This window comes from Xanthomonas sp. WHRI 10204 (assembly GCF_040202875.1).
Taxonomy (GTDB): domain Bacteria; phylum Pseudomonadota; class Gammaproteobacteria; order Xanthomonadales; family Xanthomonadaceae; genus Xanthomonas.
Genome location: NZ_JBEGDW010000005.1, coordinates 242,467 through 259,088, shown reverse-complemented (window position 1 = coordinate 259,088; position 16,622 = coordinate 242,467). Strand labels below are relative to the sequence as shown.

Genomic DNA, 16,622 nt, shown 5'->3' with positions numbered 1-16,622 from the left:
CGTCAGTCGTGCGCTCGGCACCGGAGCGCACAGGTGGTGTATGCCGGTGCCGGGCAGCGGCTGCGCACCGCCGGTGAGCGCAAAAGATGACTGGCCGCCGTTAGATCTGAAACCGATTGAGAATGCGCGTCCGCAGCAGACCCGGATGACGTTGTACTCAGCCCTCGGCAGTGGCGCCTTCGAAGATGCGCGGCAGTGCCTGATAACCGGAACCAAGCACCGTTTTAATCTCGCTGGTCTGCGCTTTGCGGATGAACTGGATGAGGCTCGTTCCGGCACAACGGATCGAGAAGCAGGCGCGGTCGATGACATGGAACTTGAAATCGTCCTGATCGCGCCGCCAGCACAGATACTCACCGTTGATGCTGCTGCCGTAGAAACGAAGCGCGTCGAAGAAGTGGGCGATGTCACGGCTTTCGTCGTCATGGGGTTCAAGGCAATCGAGATCGCCGATCGCGATGCCGTCTTCCAGGTATTGGTCGACCAGCGAATGAACCTGATCGTGGAGTTCGACACCTCGGACGAGCAGACCGTCATTGCCGAACATGCTGAAGGGCATCTCGATGACGAAAAGGCCGTTGGTCGTGCCGTAGCCGAATGTGCGTGCAAACAGCGCGTAGGAAGGCGGCAGCGGGCCGATCTGCGCTTGGAGGTCTGAGATCTCGTCGGCAGATGCCGTGCGCGTGATGGTCGCACGATCAAAAAGCTGGGTGAGGTCGTCGGTCATCCAGGGTTCCTTCGAAAAGACGCCAGGCCAGTCGCTCGTTATCAGCCGGCGCAGCAAGTGCTCGTCTCCCAACGCCGCGTCTACTGCTGGTGCGCTGTCGTTGCGAGGCGTAGGTGATTCGTTGGCGTCGCGCGGATCTCCATCATTTCGCCTGCCTCGCCGCGGCCGCGCTTGATTCGCGTGCCTGGTTTGGCAGGACGTGCTCGATGCAGGCGGTTACTGTCATCTTCAATCGCAAGAAAATCGACGCATCATCTGCGCGTGGTCACATCCGTTTGCGGAGGCTTGGGATTTTGAACGATAGCCAGGAAGCCAACAGGCAAAACGCAAAGCCGACCACAAGCACAACCGCAATCATTGGCCACTTTTCCATCCATTCGATACGGTAAAAGCACGTTGCCGGCTCGCCATTGATGAGCGCGCCATCAGGACATGGATTGGCCAGGCGGCTGTGGTACCACAGCGCCAGACCGGTGACGCAGGCAAGCACGCTGATCAAGATCAGCATCAGAACACCGGCTCGAACGCGTGTCTTGCCTGGCATTGAAGGACGGCTGCCTGCTTTATGCAGCCGCAGCCAATGCGGCATCCACGGCTGCGCGCAGGCGCGTATCGTCGGCCGGCACATCGGGGGCGAAGCGCTCGATGACGGCGCCGTCGCGGCCGATCAGGAATTTTTCGAAGTTCCACAACACGCCCGGTGCGGGGTTTGCGGCAATGCCATAGCCGGCGAGTTTCTCGCGCATCGGGCCATCGCCGGTGGCGCTCGGGCGCGCGCTGGTCAGGGCCTGGTACAGCGGGTGGGTGTCTGCACCGGTAACGGCGATCTTGGAGAACATCGGGAAGGTGACGTCGTAGGTGAGCTGGCAGAACTGGGCGATCTCCGCCTCGCTGCCGGGTTCCTGGCCGTTGAAGTCGTTGGCCGGGAACGCCAGCACTTCCAGGCCCGCCGCATGCTTGTCGCGGTACAGCGCTTCCAGGCCTTCGTATTGCGGGGTGAGGCCGCACTTGGAGGCGACGTTGACCACCAGCAGTACCTTGCCGCGGTAGTCGGCCAGGCTGGCCGGTGCACCATCGATGCGTGTCACCGGAATGGCGTGGATGCTCGAAGTCATGGGTGCGTCCTGATTGGCGGGAAGCGCCAGAGCATAAACCGCCGGGTGCGCGCGAGCGATGTCGCCCGCGCGCATATCAGCCGGTCAATCGATGCACAGCGCCGCCTGGCCTTTGCCACCCACTACAGCCTGACGGCAGCCGAAGCGATCGCTGTCACGCTGGCAGGTGCCGGTGGTGGCGGTACCGGCCGGCACGATGCTGGTGGCCAGGCAATCGCCGCTGCAATCGGCCTTGTCGGTGCAGGTCTTGCCGGCATCGGCATACGGCACGATGCAACGCGGAATCTGCATGCGGCCCACCGGGTGCAGCTGCCCGCCTTTTGCGGTGCAGGCGGCTGCGTCGGCGTTTGCGGTTTGCGATGCGGGCGTGCTCGCGGATGCGGCCTCTGCACGAGACGCAGGTGAGTTGCTGCAGGCAGCCAGCAGCAGCGCGGACAGTGCCGCGTAGATCCAACGGGTCGACATACCAGTTCTCTTTGAAAGGTCAGGTACGCAGGATCGCGATGCCGATGTCTGCGTGGTGTGCTTGGCATAGGGCGCAGAAAGATGACGCTTCGACCCTGCTGCTGTAGGAGCGCACCCGGGCGCGATGAAGCGTTATCGGTAATGCCTTGTCGCGCCCGGGTGCGCTCCTACCTACGGTGTGCTGTCTCTTGGGCAGGGGCGCTGCTGCATCGCCGTTTGCGGTCGAACTACTTCTGCGCTGCGCAGGCGGCGTTCGAGGGTGCGTGGCTGGCGGCTGGCGGTGTAGGAACGGACCTGGCCGCGATTGGGCGTTACCGGTAATGCCTTGTCGCGCCCGGGTGCGCTCCTACCTACGGTCTGCTGTCTCTTGGGTAGGGGCGCTGCTGCATCGCCGTTTGCGGTCGAACTACTTCTGCGCTGCGCAGGCGTGCGCGTCTTGCGGCTGGTGGTGTAGGAGCGGACCTGGCCGCGATGAGGCGTTACCGGTAATGCCCTGTCGCGCCCGGGTGCGCTCCTACGTTTGCTGTCTGTTGGCTGGCGTCTGCGGGTGGATCACTCTTGCTCGTCGCCGATTTCGTCGTCGTTGCCGTTGTCGGCAGCGTCCAGCAGCGCTTGGGATTGGTCGCCGGACAAGGTTTCCACACCGCGCAGGCGACGTTCGATGGTGCGGGTCTTGCGGCTGGCTTCGCCGAGGCTCTTGCCGACGGTGCTGATCTGCCGCTCAGCCTTCTCCAGAATGCCGGCGAACTTGCCGAACTCGCTCTTCACTGCGCCCAGCACCTGCCAGACCTCGCTGGAGCGTTTTTCGATGGCCAGCGTGCGGAAGCCCATTTGCAGGCTGTTGAGCAGGGCGGTGAACGTGGTCGGGCCGGCCAGTACCACGCGATGTTCGCGCTGCAGCAGATCGACCAGGCCGGCGCGGCGGATGACTTCGGCGTACAGGCCCTCGGTGGGCAGAAACATCACCGCGAAATCCGTCGTGTGAGGCGGGCTGACGTACTTGTCGCTGATGGATTTGGCCTGCACGCGGATGGCGCGCTCCAGCTGCGCGGTCGACTGCTTGATCGCGTCCAGGTCGCCCTTTTCCTGCGCGTCGATCAGGCGTTCGTAGTCCTCGCGCGGGAACTTGGCGTCGACCGGCAGCCACACCACCGTGTCGTCGCCGCGCCCGGGCAGGCGGATCGCAAAATCCACCGCTTCGGCACTATCGGGTTTGACCCGCACGCCGCGCGCGTACTGCTCCATCGTCAGCGTCTGCTCGAGGATGTTTTCCAGCTGCACTTCGCCCCAACCACCACGGTCCTTGACGTTGCTGAGCACGCGCTTGAGATCGCCCACGCCGGTGGCCAGTTGCTGCATTTCGCCCAGGCCGCGCTGCACCTGTTCCAGGCGCTCGGAGACGAGCTTGAAGGACGCATCCAGGCGTGTGTTGAGCGTGGTCTGCAGTTTTTCGTCGACGGTGGCGCGCATCAACTCCAGCTTGCTGGCGTTGTCGCTTTGCAGGCTGGCCAGCTGCTGTTCCAGCGTGGCGCGCATCTCACCGATGCGAAGTTCGTTGCGCTGGGTGAGTTCGCTCAGGCGCTGGCTCAGCGCTTCGGTGAAGCGTTGCTGCGACTCGCCGGCTTCGGCGCGGCCCTTGCGCGCATCCTCGGCCAGCGCTTCGCGCAACGCGGCCATATGCGTGTCGGTGCGTGCGATCAGGTCGGTCAGTTGCTGGCCGAACACGTGGATGCGGGTTTCCTGCTGCTGGCCGAAGCCTTCGAGCTGGGTGCGTAGTTCGGTGAGCCGCAGGGTCAGCAATTCGCCGGTGCGTTGCTGGGCCAGGCCGCTTTCTTCGCGCGCCTTGCGGGCATCTTCGCCAAGGGCATCGCGCAGCAAGTCCAGACGTTGATCGGTGCGGGTGGACAACTCGGTGAGATTGCGCGCGAAGGTTTCCAGACGCGCATCCTGCTGCCGCGACAGGCCTTCGAGTTGCTCGCGCAGTTCGCCGCGACCGTCGCGTTGTTCGGCGCGCAGCGCCAGCTCCAGACCGCTGGTGGAAGGACGCCGCAGCAGGGCGAGCAGCTGCAGCACGAGGACTACGACGAGCAGTCCGAGAAGGATCAGGGATTCGGATGACATGCGCGCAGTGTAACGGGGCCGGTCGCAACAGCTGCGCCAGTGGCTTGGCGACTGGATGCATCGGTGCGGGGGCATGGCGCGGTGCCCGGTGGGTTGGCGCAGGTTCGCACTCGGCGGGCGGCGGTAGCTGCGACGCGGGCGTCGAGCTCGTGCATGGGTTTGCCTGGATCACTGCGCGAAAAAGTGATGACACGCTAAGGTGAGCAGCCTGCCAAATCTGCGACAGACCATGCTCGAACTCTACGGAAAGCCGACCTCCATCAATGTGCGCAAGGTGCTGTGGCTGTGCGAGGAGTTGGCGCTGGACTACACGCTGCATGCGTATGGCAGCGGTTTTGCCTCGGTGGACACGTCGGCGTTTCGCGCGCTCAATCCCAATGCGTTGGTGCCGGTGATGCGCGATGGCACTGTGGTGCTGTGGGAATCGAACACCATCTGCCGGTATCTGGCCGCGCGCAGCCACCGCGACGATCTGCTGCCGATTGCGCCCGCTGCACGTGCACTGGTCGAGCAATGGATGGATTGGCAGGCAACCGAGCTCAACAACGCATGGCGTTACGCGTTCATGGCGACGGTGCGTGGCAATGCGGCGCATACCGATGTGCAGGCGATCGCAGCCAGCGTGCGCGAGTGGAATCGGCATATGACCATCCTTGACGCACAGCTGCAGCGCGGCGGTCCGTTCGTACTCGGGGCAAACTTCACCCTGGCCGATATCGTGCTGGGCTTATCGACGCAGCGCTGGTTTGCCAGCCCGATCGATCGGCCGGAGTTGCCTGCGGTGGAGGCGTATTACGCGCAGCTCGGACTGCGCGCCGGGTTTCAGCGGCATGGGTGTAATGGGGTGGCTTAGCGGTGCCGTTGTGGCGGCCTATGGGTCATCTGTTTGCGTAGCTTCAGGACACGCAGCCGCATCGCCTCAACCCGAATCGCATCACCACCGATAGCTTTGCTGCAGCGCGTTGGGCGACACTCGGCGATTCTTTTGGTTCCTTCGAGGTCCGCATGTCGTCTTGGCTCAGGCGCAAATCCATCGATCAGGTCACCGTGCACGAGGCCGGCCGGCAACTGGTGCGCAGCCTGAGTTGGCCGCATCTGATTGCGCTGGGGATCGGGGCAATCGTCGGCACCGGCATCTACACGCTGATCGGCGTGGGCGCGGACAAGGCCGGCCCGGCCGTGCTGCTGTCCTTCGTTGCCGCCGGCATCGTGTGCGCCTGCGCGGCGCTGGCGTATGCGGAAATGGCCACGATGATGCCGGCTGCCGGCAGTGCATACACCTACAGCTACACCGCCTTGGGCGAGAGCATCGCCTGGGTGGTGGGCTGGAGCCTGGTGCTGGAATATTCGCTGGTGGTCAGCACCGTGGCGGTGGGCTGGTCGGGCTATTTCGTCGGGTTCCTGCAGTGGGTGGGAGTCGACCTGCCACATGCATTGATTGCCGGGCCGCACGCGGGCGGTATCGTGAACCTGCCGGCGGTGGTGATCACCTTTTTGGTGGCCGGCATGTTGATGGCCGGCACCAAGGAGAGCGCCACGCTCAATGCGGTGCTGGTGGTGCTGAAGATCATTGCGCTGGCTGTGTTCGTGGCGATCGCCTTGCCGGCCTTCAACAGCGCCAACCTGCAGCCGTTCATGCCGTATGGCTTCTCCAAGGCGATGGGGCCGGACGGTGTGGAGCGCGGGGTGATGGCGGCGGCAGCGATCATCTTCTTTGCGTTCTATGGGTTCGATGCGATTTCCACCGCCGCCGAAGAGACCAAGAACCCGGGGCGCGATCTGTCGATCGGTATCGTCGGTTCGATGATCGGCTGCACGCTGATCTACGTGCTGGTGGCGCTTTCGGCAGTGGGCGCGTTGAGCTTCACCGTGTTCAGTAAGAGCCCGGAGCCGTTGGCGTTGATCATGCGCGAGCTGGGTCACGGCAAGGCGGCGTTGGTGATCGGTGCGGTGGCGATCATCGCGCTGCCGACGGTGCTGCTGGCGTTCCTGTACGGGCAGAGCCGGATCTTCTTTGTGATGTCGCGCGACGGGCTGTTGCCGCGTGGCTTGTCCAAGGTCAACGCCCGCACCGGCACGCCGGTGGCGATCACCTTGTTCACCGCGGTGCTGGTGGCGGCGTTGGCGGGTGTGGCGCGGCTGGACGAAATCGCTGCGTTGGCCAATGCCGGCACGTTGGCCGCGTTTACTGCCGTGGCGGCGTGTTTGCTGGTGTTGCGCGTGCGCGAACCCACCCGTGCGCGGGCGTTCCGCACGCCGCTGGCCTGGGTGGTGGGACCGGTAGCGATCCTGGGCTGCCTGTATCTGTTCTGGAGCCTGCCGAGCAAGACGCAGCTGTGGTTCTTGCTGTGGAATGTGTTGGGCGTGGTGGTCTATCTGGCGTATGGGCGGCGGAATAGCCGCTTGGCGAAGGTTGGGTAGTTCCATCTCCCATCGGGAGAAGGTGGCCCGAAGGGCCGGATGAGGGGCGCCCCAGAGATCTTTCAGTGCCATGCATGACGAACGCGTCGCCACGCGCCTTCCAGGTTGAATCGTCGACGGGAAAGTCTTGGCGGTAGCAGTCCTGTGCTGCACGACTGCTTGCGGATGCGCGCTGACCACTCCCTTCTCCCATCGGGAGAAGGTGGCCCGAAGGGCCGGATGAGGGGACGGGCGAAGCCTGGTGTTATCCAACTTGGTCAGGGGCTTCGCTCCGTACCCGCGCCCCGGCCCGCGCTAGCAGCGCGGGCGCTCCCAGGCACGCGCGCCAGTGGCGCGCAAGCTGTGCCTTATCGCCCCGCAGGAGAGGGGCTTTAGTACATGCTCCGGCAACGTCAGGGCTTTCCCTCGCACTCCCCGCAACCAGGGGAGAAGCTTTGGCTCAAGGCGCTGCTGCAGGCGTGGCGCAGAACGAGGTTGGGAGTGCATCCGCTTGCGTGCCCCAGCCTTGCGTGGGCGCCTGCTTGGTGAGCGCAAACGACAAGGTGCCGCCTTGCTGCAATTGGGCCCAATCCAGGAAGACCTTGGTCTGCGGCGTGCCGTTCAAGCGCACGCCCTGCACATACTGCAGCGCGCGGCCATCGGCGCCGGGGGCATCGATACGCAGACGTTTGCCGTTACCCAGGTCCAGCGTGGCGTGCTTGAAACGCGGCGTGTGCAACAGGAACTCGCCGCTGCCCGGCACCGCCGGATACAGCCCCAAGGCGCTGAACAAATACCAGGCCGACATCGTGCCGAGGTCGTCGTTGCCGGTGACGCCGTTGGGCGCATTGGTGAACAACTGCTGCGCGGCGCGCACCACGGTGGCGGTCTTCCACGGCTGGCCGATCAGCGTGTACATCCACGGCGCGTGCAGGTCGGGCTCGTTGTTGGGGTTGTAGCGGTACTGGTTGTAATAGCTGTACGGGCCGACCACCCAATGCGTGCGCGCACCGTTGAGCGGGTCCTTGAGCAGGTCGTCATAGGCGAAGAAGGTGTCCAGGCGTTTGCCTGCCTGGTCGCTGCCATGCATGGCCTGCAGCATGCCGGGGATGTCCTGCTGCACCAGCCATTGGTATTGCCAGGCAGTGCCTTCGTGGAAGCCGTGTTGCGAGCGTGGGCTGTACTGGTCGTTGGACGGCGCGTACCAGCTGCCATCTTCCAGGCGTGGACGCGGGAAGCCGGCAAAGCTGGTGTCCGCATCGCGCACCGTGGCGTCCCAGACGTGATGCCAGTTGCCGCCGCGCGCGCGCAGTTGCGTGCTGTCGTCGGCATGGCCCAGGGCTTGGGCCATCTGTGCAAGCGCGCAATCGGCCAGGGCGTATTCCAGCGTGGCCGAGCCGCCGTGGTGCGGGTCCACGTCCATGCCCTTGGAGGGAAACGCGCGGTCGTATTGCACGAAGCCATTGGCGAGATAACTCGCGTTGCCCGAACGCCCGGAATGCCGCGAGTTGATCGGCGGTTGGCCGAAGGCGTTCTGCCGTAGCGCGGCGTAGGCCTCGGCCTCGTTGCCCTGCAGCGCGCCGAAGCGCCACAGGTCGACCAGGAACGGCGTCACCGGATCGCCGGTCATGATGTTGGTGTCGTAGTTGGCGTAGCCCCAGCGCGGCAGCCAGCCGCCTTGCTGATGGATCGCCAGCAGCGAGCGGCCGATATCGCGCGCGCGCTGCGGGCGCAGCAAGGCGAGCAACTGATTCTGCGAGCGATAGGTATCCCACAGCGAAAAGTACTCGTAGTAGGTCCAGCCCTCGACACGATGGATCGCATCGTCATAGCCGCGGTAGCGGCCATCGGCATCGCTGCCGGTGAGCGGCTGCAACAAGGCGTGGTAGAGCGCGGTGTAGGCCACGCTGCGGTCGTCCTTGCTGGCGCCGTCCAGCTGCAGGCTGGCCAGTTCGGTGCGCCAGACCTGCTGCGCGCGCTGGCGCATCCGCTCCAGGCTCAGCAGCGTGCCGCCCTGCATGCCATCGGCGCGCAGGTTGCTGCGTGCGCCGTCGGCATCGACATGGGAGATGGCGCTGACCACGGTCACCGCGCGCGCGTCCTTGCCCTTGCCCAGCGGGAAGCTGAGCCAGGCGCCATTGGGTTTGAGTTCGCCGCCCATGCCGTGACGCGCGCCGGGCACGCCGCCGTCTTCGCCCCACACCCCGTGCGCGGTGAACGGGCGATCGAATTCCAGCCGGAACCAGGTGGTGTATTCGTGGCCACCACAGAAACTCTGCGTGACCAGTTTGCCTTCCACCACACGGTCGCCGACCAGCTGCACCTGGCTGCCGATCACCACGTGGCGGTCGTTGGCCTGGGCCACGTTGATCAGCAGGTGGCCGGTGTCGGCGCCGGGCGCGAAGGTATAGCGCTCGGCCGCGGCGCGGGTGAGTGCAGTGGCTTCGGCGTCGATGCCGCCGTAGTCGGTGAGCCGCACCTTGTAATAACCGGCCTGGCCCACTTCGCCGGCATGCGTATAGCGCGCTGCATAGCGTTTCTGGTCGAAGGTCTTGGCGTCGGCGGTGTCGAAATCGCCGCCCGGGCCGATGCTGCCGGTCACCGGCAGGATCGACACCTGCCCGCCCTGCTCCCAGCAACCGGCGCCGGACAAAAACGAATGCCCAAAGCCGCGGATGTTGGGGTCGTCGTAGCGCCAGCCGGCGTAGTGCGCGCCGATCGGGCTGACCTGGATCAGGCCGAACGGAGCGGACGCGCCGGGATAGGTATTGCCGTCGTCCTTGCTGCCGATGAAGGTGTTGACCTGCGCCGGGTCCTGCGCGGCCAGCGGCGGCGCAACCGCCATGCCGAACAGGCAAAGGGCAGCGACGCGGCGCCACAGCGAGGTTGATGGAAGAGGCAACAAAGAGCGATCGGATGCAACGGCAGAGAGCATGCAAGACACCTCGGGGGAGAGCGGCCGAGGCCGCAGGTGGAATGACGCGCACCGACCGCTGCAAGACGCGGCGATCAGCATGACGACGGTGCTCGAACGACGACTAGGAACAGCCGGTAAAACTAAGGTGAATCCTCGCCAGTTGCGTGCTGACGGCGTACCGGAGTCCGAGTCTACAAGTGGTGCATGCCGATTCCGAACACCGCGATTCCGAAAAGCGGCTGTGCCCGTCTGGCGATGCAACGGGAGTGATCCAGGGTGCGCACCTGCGCCGAGCTGGGTTGGCCGAGCCGGGAATGCATGTCCGGGGCACGGAAACTGGCGGCCTAACTGCTGCGCAGCAACAGGTTGTCGACCAGCAACCATTGCAGGCCGACGCTCGGGCGGCAGATCAGGCGCTTGGCGCGTTAAGCGATTGCAGGTGGGCGTGGCTGGCGGTGATCTCTCAATTAGAGGCAGCCACGTCGGTGAGCACTTTCAAGGACCGCCCATGGTGATCCTTGGCCCCTGCTCCTGCTGCTGATTTTGCTGCTGCGTCTGTTCCAACGCCTGCTGGCGGACCTGATCCTGCCTGGTGGTTTCGGCCTGCTGGGAGCATGCGCTCGATGCGGGTATCAGGCATCGCTGCGCTCCATCTCGAAGCGGACGATCGTCACGCAGGTCGGTGCGTCCCGTCGGTCAGGAGTCGCGGCAATGTAGAGCCCAAGCGACGGGCCGACGACCTTGTGGAACGTGATTCGCTGATCATCGCCAAACGTGGGCACATACACCTGGAACCGATCAGCCTCCATCTGCTTCTTCAGCCCCTCGTAGGCAAGGCAGGCGTTTGGGGTGAGTGTCAGTTCCACCCGGTGCCCAGGGTGCTTGGGTGATGGCTTCCACACCGCCCACTCGTAACTGCCCTGCCCCACACTGCCAGTCACCCCTCTGCGCTCATGTTTGGCGTCGGGAGGAAGCGCGATTCCCAACACGCGCTCCACATTGGCGGGGTCGGAGTCTGCTTGGACATGGAGAGCCTTGGCGAGTGCCTCGATCTGCTTCAAAAGCTGCTCTGGGGTGTGCTCATCCCCTGGTTGCAATGCGGGATAGCCGTCCCAGGTCATCATTGGCGCCGAACGCTCAGGAGGGGCGGCATCGACAAGTGCGGCGACGCGGTCCTGCTCGCGCTTAAGGTCGGCGGAGGTGACATCCTGGATTGCCTTCTCCTGATGGGCATTCGACGGCTCCGCGCATGCGGCCAATACCAGCAGCAAAGCGCTGGTCGAAACAACTTTGGCAATGCGGTGCCCTTGGCGAAGAGAATCCATAGCCAACACTCCGGTGCTTGAAGTCTGGATAGCTTACTGCCATGCCATAGATCTGCCTGATTAGCCCTGACCCTCAACTGGATGTTTGTTGCAGTCCTGCAAATAGCTTGGTTTTCCCGGTGTTTTCCTTGATGTCCGCTCTCGGCGCCGCTGACGCGAGGAGCCGGTCCGAAGTTGTTTCAGCCAGGACCTCATCGCGGCCTTGCATTGGGCGGATTTAGCGATAAGCGCGGAGGTGCCACAACTGAAGGTCAGGGCTAATCGGTAGATTTGAATCAGTGCGGGGCGCGCAGACAAGCGACGCCTCGCCTGCTTTTTCGGCGTCCACAAAAAAGCCCGGTCATCGGACCGGGATTGGCCACACGTTGGCGACGGCGGGAGGGGCCGGCGCTGCGGTGTTGCGGTGTTGCGGTGACGTCAGATCCAGCGCATGCCTTCGAACGGGTTCCAGCTGGTGCTGCCTTTGGCCTTGTCCAGGTAATAGGCGTAGTTGGCGATCATGCCGGTCAACAACGACATCGGCAGCCACAGCACATTCTGGAACGCGGCCGGCAGGAACGAGGCCACGATGCCCAGCACGAGGCTGATGCCAATCAGGCTCAACGCCTTGCGCCACAGGCCGATGATGAAGAAATAGATGCAGCCGAAGAAGAAGGCATAGAAATTCATGCCGATCTTGACCTTGTCACCGAAGCTCAGCGTCTTCAGTGCCTCCTTGTAGGACGGCTCCTTGGGGCTGCCGTGACGGTCGAAGAAGTCGAAGCGAAACTGCCACTTGGGGCTGAGTTGGGTGCGATCGAAGGTATCCATTCCAATCCATGTAGTTGAAAACGGTTACATGATAGGCGATCGCGTATTCAGGAGCACGTGTTTCGGGGCAGATTCTGCAGCGTTGCAGGGCGCCAGCCACGCACAACCGGCCTTGCCCGGCCACCCGAACGTCCCGCGCGGGCAGCCGCTAACGCTGCTGGCCGATCCCGGACCCGCGCCGCGCGCGCCGGATGGCGTAAAGCGAATGGTCGGCCCGGTCGACCACCGCGGTCAGCGCTTCGCCTTCCTGGCGCAAGGCCGTGCCCAGCGTGAACAGGATCGGCGCATCGTCGCCGGCCGCCGTATAGGTGCGCACCAGCTCTTGCAGCTGCTGCTCGCTGGCCTGGTGCAGCAGCACCAGAAATTCATCGCCACCCAGCCGGACCAGGTGGTCCTGCCGGCGCAACGGGGCATTGAGAAACCAGGCCATCTGCACCAGCACTTCATCGCCGCGCTGGTGGCCGTAGGTGTCGTTGACCAGTTTGAACTTGTCCAGGTCCACCACCACGCAGCCCCAGCGCACGCTGGCATCGCGCCTGTCCAGGTCGTCCAGGAAGCGGCGATTGAAGCAGTTGGTCAGCGGGTCGGTGAACGACCATTCCAGCAGCTGTTTTTCCTGCTGATGTTGGTTGGTGACGTCCTGGGCGTGGGCCAGGACGATGGTGGCGTCAGACTCCACGTCGAGCACGTTGTGGTATTTCCAGTGGCGCAGGCTGCCATCGCCGGCCACCAGCTCGATCACGCCGGAATCCTGGCCGTCGAGCACCATGCGCGACAGGTAGCCGCGCACGCCGTCATGCCGCTCCGGGCGGATCAGCTCGAACAGCGAGCGGCCCTCCATCTCTCCCACGCTGCGGCCCAGCGAGCGCGCTGCCGCCGGGTTCACGCTGACCAGGTGGCCATCCATGTCGTGGGTGCAGATCAGCCCCAGGCTGTACTGGAACATCTTGCGGAACTTGCGCTCGCTGGCGGCCAGCGCATCCACCGCGCGATGGCGGTCGGTGACGTCCTGGATTGCACCGATCAGGCGCATGCGGCCGTCGACATGTTCCACCGCGCCGGTGCTGTGCACCCACAGGCGGCGGCCGGTGCTGCTGATCAATGGCAGCTCCAGATCCCAGGGCGTGCCGTCGCGCACGCACAGTTCCACCGCCTCGGTGATCACCGCGCGCGCCTCCAGCGGATAGAACGTGATGGCTTCGCCCAGCGTGGGCTGGTAGCCCGGCGGCAAGTCGTGCAGCCGGCAGGTTTCGTCGGACCAGGTCAGCGTATTGGTGCCGACATCCACTTCCCAGCCGCCGACGCCGGCCACCCGCCCGGTACGCTCCAGAAACGCTTCGCTCTCGCGCAGACGCTGCTGCAGTTGGGCGTTGATGTCGGCGCGCTCGAGCATCACCCGGCGCTGCTCCAGGCCTTCGGAGGCCACTTTGGCCAGCTGTTGCAGAGCTGCCAGCTGGGCCGGCTGCAGCTGACGCGGGCGCTGGTCGATCACGCACACCGTGCCCATGCGCAGGCCATCGGGCAGCACGATGGGGGCGCCGGCGTAATAGCGGATGCCGGGTGCATCAGTGACCAGGGCGTTGTTGCAGAAGCGCGGGTCGGCCGGGGCATCGGGCACCTCCATCACCGCATCGCCCTGAATGGCGTGGGCGCAGAACGCCAGCTCGCGCGGAGTCTCGGACACGCCCGGCAAGCCGATGTTGGCCTTCCACCATTGCCGATGCTCGTCCACCAGCGACACCAGCGCGATGGGCGTGCCGGCGATGGCCTGCGCGGCGGCTGCCAGGGCATCGAAGAACGGTTCGGATTCGGTATCGATCACCTGCAACAACGCCAGCCGCGCCAGACGCTGCGCTTCGCTGGTGGTGGTGGATGACACAACGGTATCGCGCTGATTCAACGGCAAGCTCGCTCGTGCCCGTGCAATCCGCCCAGTCTAGCGGACTGTGCATGAGTGCCAATCGGCGCATCCGTGCGCCGGGGCACAGGATGCGCTGCGGCCGCTGTGCAGGGGGGGGCGCCCGCTTGGCCTGGTCCACGTGATCCCTCATTCGCGGCGGTCGGCGGCAGACCGCTGCGTCAACGCGCCGCCCACCTGCAGCGCTGCCGCCAGGTTGCGTGCGGTGACGCCGACATTGCGGGCAGCATCGGCCAACGCCTGCTCCAACGTGCAGGCGCCAGGCACCACCGAAAACAGCGCAGCGATGCCCTCCGCGTGTAGCTGTTCAGCGCCGTTGCCCAGCGATCCGGCAATGGCGATGACCGGGATACCGTGCCGCTGCGCCAGGCGTGCCACGCCCACAGGAGTCTTGCCGCGCAGGCTCTGGCTGTCGACACGGCCTTCGCCGGTGATCACCAGATCGGCCTGTGCGATCAGCGCTTCCAGCCTCAGCGCCTGGGCGACAACCTCCACGCCCGGACGCAACTGCGCGCCCAGGAACGCCACCAACCCGGCGCCCAGCCCGCCGGCCGCGCCGCCGCCAGGCAGCGCGTGCAGGCGTACGCCCAGCTCGCGCTGCACCACATCGGCGTAGTGCCGCAGGTTGGCGTCGAGTTGGCGCACCATCGCCGGGGTGGCGCCCTTTTGCGGGCCGAACACTGCCGAGGCACCGGTCGGCCCGATCAGCGGGTTGTCGACATCGCAGGCCACCTCGATGTGGCACTGCTGCAGCCGCGCGTCCAGGCCAGCGGTGTCGATGCGCGCCAACGCCGCCAGTGCCCCACCGCCGGAGCCGATCGGCGCACCGTGCGCGTCCAGCAGCCGCGCGCCCAGCGCCTGTGCCATGCCGGCGCCGCCATCGGTGCTGGCGCTGCCGCCGATGCCGATGATGAAACGCCGCGCGCCGGCATCCAGCGCGGCCAGGATCAACGCACCCACTCCGGCAGTACTGGCGTGCAGCGGCGCGCGCTGTGCTGGCGGTATCAGGGCCAGCCCGCTGGCGGCGGCCATTTCGATCACCGCGGTGGCGCCGTCGCCGGTCAGACCGAAGAAGGCCTGCACCGGCGTGCCGAGCGGGCCGCTGACCGTGCATGCGATCACCCGCCCGCCGGTGGCAGCGACCAACGCATCCACGGTGCCTTCGCCACCATCGGCCATGGGCACGGTGGTGTAGTGCCACTGCGGGAACACCTCGGCAAACCCGGCTTCGATCTGCGTCGCCACCGCGCGCGCGGACAGGCTCTCCTTGTACGCATCCGGGGCGATGACGACTCTCACCAACGACGCGCCTGCGATAGAGGACAAGGTGCGGCCGCGGCGATGCGCTGCGGCAATGCCACCTGCAAGGTGCGGCGCATCGCCCTACGTCGCCTTGGCCTGCTTGGCCGCGTAGTCCTGCGCCTGTTGCATCACCCGCAGCAGGTTGCCGCCCCAGATGCCGGCGATCTGCGGTTCGGTATAGCCCTTGCGCTGCAGCCAGGCGGTGATGCGCGGGAGCTTGGAAACATCTTCCAGCCCGACCACACCACCGCCGCCATCCCAATCCATGCCGATACCCACGTGGTCGGGCCCGACCACGGCCAGCACGTGTTCCAGATGGGCAAAGAAATCCTCTTCGGTGGCGCGCTTGATTGGGTAACGCACATCCAGATCCTTGAGTGCGGCGCTCAGGGCGGTGCCGTCGGCGATCTTGACGTGTTCCCAGCCGCCGTACTGATCGGTCAGCGCCTTTTCGGCGGCTTTACGCTCGGCACTGGCACCGCTGTCGACCAGATAGCCACCGTAGGAGTTCACCTGGATCACGCCACCGTGCTCGGCCAGCACCTTCAAGCGTGCATCGTCGATGTTGCGCGGATGGTCGTACACCGCACGCGCGCCGCTGTGCGAGAGCACGATCGGCACCGGCGATAGCGCCATCAATTGATCGAACACCGCATCGGAGGCGTGCGATTGATCGATCACGATGCCCAGCGTCTGCGCCTGTTGCACCAGTTGCTTGCCGGCCGGACTCAAGCCCTTCCACTCCGGACCCTTGGGGTCGGTGGCCGAGTCGGCGAACTCGTTGTTGAGAAAGTGCACCGTGCTCATCAGGCGCAGCCCCTGCGCGTAATAGAAGCGCAGCAGCGTGGGGTCGGCGACCAGCGGGCTGGCATTTTCCATGCTGATGTACACCACCCGCTTGCCATCGGCCTTGATGCGCGCCGCATCGGCGGGCGTGCTCGCAAACGCAAACCGCTGCGGCTGTGCGGCCAGCAGTTGATGGATCTTCATCAGCCGCTGCAGCCCGGCATCGCGGTCATCGAGATGCGCGGCGGCGCTGCGATTGCCCTGGCCGGTGTAGACCGCCCAGAACCCGCCATCGAGCGCGCCGTCGACCATGCGCGGGTAATCCACTTGCGACAGGCGATTGCCGGCATGCGCCTGCAACATATCGAAGTCGGGCCGCTCCAGATTGGCCGGCGTATCCAGATGCGAATCCAGGGTGACCAGGCGCTTTTGCAGCGCAGTGGCGCGCGTCAACTCGGCCTTGGAAAACTCCAGCGCATGCGCCGAGCCAGCCAGGCTCAGCAACACGGCCACACATCGCAGTTGCAGATTCATGCGCGCTCGCAGGCAGGTGGGGTCATCCGATCATAGCCGCAGCGCGGCCGCGCGCTGGCTTCGCGTTGTGCACGCAAATGGCCCGGTCATGGCACGCACAAGTTCAACCAGCGCCACACCACGAGCGCCGAACGCGTTGCAGTTCTAAAAAATACACTGCCAAAGCAATTGCGCGGCGGTCGGCGCTGCGCACACTTGCGCG

Annotated in this window: 13 protein-coding genes; 2 read left to right on the top strand and 11 right to left on the bottom strand. The window is 65.2% G+C overall.

Features of this window, described 5'->3' with window-relative positions; genetic code table 11:
- Positions 1-157: 157 nt before the first annotated feature.
- The 5 genes from ABQZ00_RS23395 to ABQZ00_RS23375 form a co-directional block, all read right to left on the bottom strand.
- Positions 158-727, bottom strand: coding sequence for a hypothetical protein (locus tag ABQZ00_RS23395; protein ID WP_323539106.1), 570 nt, complete (start codon positions 725-727; stop codon positions 158-160).
- Between the two features lie 265 nt (positions 728-992).
- Complete coding sequence (locus ABQZ00_RS23390) at positions 993-1,235, bottom strand: hypothetical protein (protein ID WP_104615525.1); 243 nt, start codon at positions 1,233-1,235, stop codon at positions 993-995.
- A 55-nt stretch (positions 1,236-1,290) separates the two neighbouring features.
- Positions 1,291-1,842 carry a glutathione peroxidase gene (locus ABQZ00_RS23385; protein WP_323539107.1) on the bottom strand — a complete coding sequence of 184 codons (552 nt, stop codon included), beginning with the start codon at positions 1,840-1,842 and terminating at the stop codon, positions 1,291-1,293.
- An 84-nt stretch (positions 1,843-1,926) separates the two neighbouring features.
- Positions 1,927-2,307, bottom strand: coding sequence for a hypothetical protein (locus ABQZ00_RS23380; RefSeq protein WP_323539108.1), 381 nt, complete (start codon positions 2,305-2,307; stop codon positions 1,927-1,929).
- 552 nt (positions 2,308-2,859) lie between these two features.
- On the bottom strand, positions 2,860-4,380 hold the full coding sequence (locus tag ABQZ00_RS23375; RefSeq protein WP_323539244.1) for a DNA recombination protein RmuC: 1,521 nt from the start codon (positions 4,378-4,380) through the stop codon (positions 2,860-2,862).
- Between the two features lie 277 nt (positions 4,381-4,657).
- On the opposite strand from ABQZ00_RS23375, the gene ABQZ00_RS23370 reads away from it, so the two are divergent.
- Both ABQZ00_RS23370 and ABQZ00_RS23365 read left to right on the top strand, forming a co-directional pair.
- Positions 4,658-5,281, top strand: coding sequence for a glutathione S-transferase family protein (locus tag ABQZ00_RS23370; RefSeq protein ID WP_323539109.1), 624 nt, complete (start codon positions 4,658-4,660; stop codon positions 5,279-5,281).
- Positions 5,282-5,433: 152 nt separating this feature from the next.
- A complete protein-coding gene (locus ABQZ00_RS23365) occupies positions 5,434-6,849 on the top strand; it encodes an amino acid permease (RefSeq protein ID WP_115552372.1) in 1,416 nt (471 codons plus the stop codon).
- Positions 6,850-7,288: 439 nt separating this feature from the next.
- Here ABQZ00_RS23365 and ABQZ00_RS23360 read toward each other — a convergent pair whose 3' ends face one another.
- The 6 genes from ABQZ00_RS23360 to ABQZ00_RS23335 all read right to left on the bottom strand — a co-directional run bounded on the left by ABQZ00_RS23360 (position 7,289) and on the right by ABQZ00_RS23335 (position 16,420).
- The gene (locus ABQZ00_RS23360) at positions 7,289-9,763 is read right to left on the bottom strand and encodes a GH92 family glycosyl hydrolase (protein ID WP_323539110.1); all 2,475 of its coding nucleotides are present in this window, start codon (positions 9,761-9,763) and stop codon (positions 7,289-7,291) included.
- 614 nt (positions 9,764-10,377) lie between these two features.
- On the bottom strand, positions 10,378-11,070 hold the full coding sequence (locus tag ABQZ00_RS23355; RefSeq protein WP_323539111.1) for an acetolactate synthase small subunit: 693 nt from the start codon (positions 11,068-11,070) through the stop codon (positions 10,378-10,380).
- 417 nt (positions 11,071-11,487) lie between these two features.
- Positions 11,488-11,880, bottom strand: coding sequence for a DUF2628 domain-containing protein (locus ABQZ00_RS23350; protein WP_115514765.1), 393 nt, complete (start codon positions 11,878-11,880; stop codon positions 11,488-11,490).
- Positions 11,881-12,028: 148 nt separating this feature from the next.
- Positions 12,029-13,780: a sensor domain-containing diguanylate cyclase gene (locus tag ABQZ00_RS23345; RefSeq protein ID WP_323539245.1), complete on the bottom strand. Its 1,752-nt coding sequence runs from the start codon at positions 13,778-13,780 to the stop codon at positions 12,029-12,031.
- Positions 13,781-13,927: 147 nt separating this feature from the next.
- On the bottom strand, positions 13,928-15,097 hold the full coding sequence (locus tag ABQZ00_RS23340; protein WP_323539112.1) for a glycerate kinase: 1,170 nt from the start codon (positions 15,095-15,097) through the stop codon (positions 13,928-13,930).
- Between the two features lie 84 nt (positions 15,098-15,181).
- Complete coding sequence (locus ABQZ00_RS23335) at positions 15,182-16,420, bottom strand: dipeptidase (protein WP_323539113.1); 1,239 nt, start codon at positions 16,418-16,420, stop codon at positions 15,182-15,184.
- Positions 16,421-16,622 lie beyond the last annotated feature (202 nt).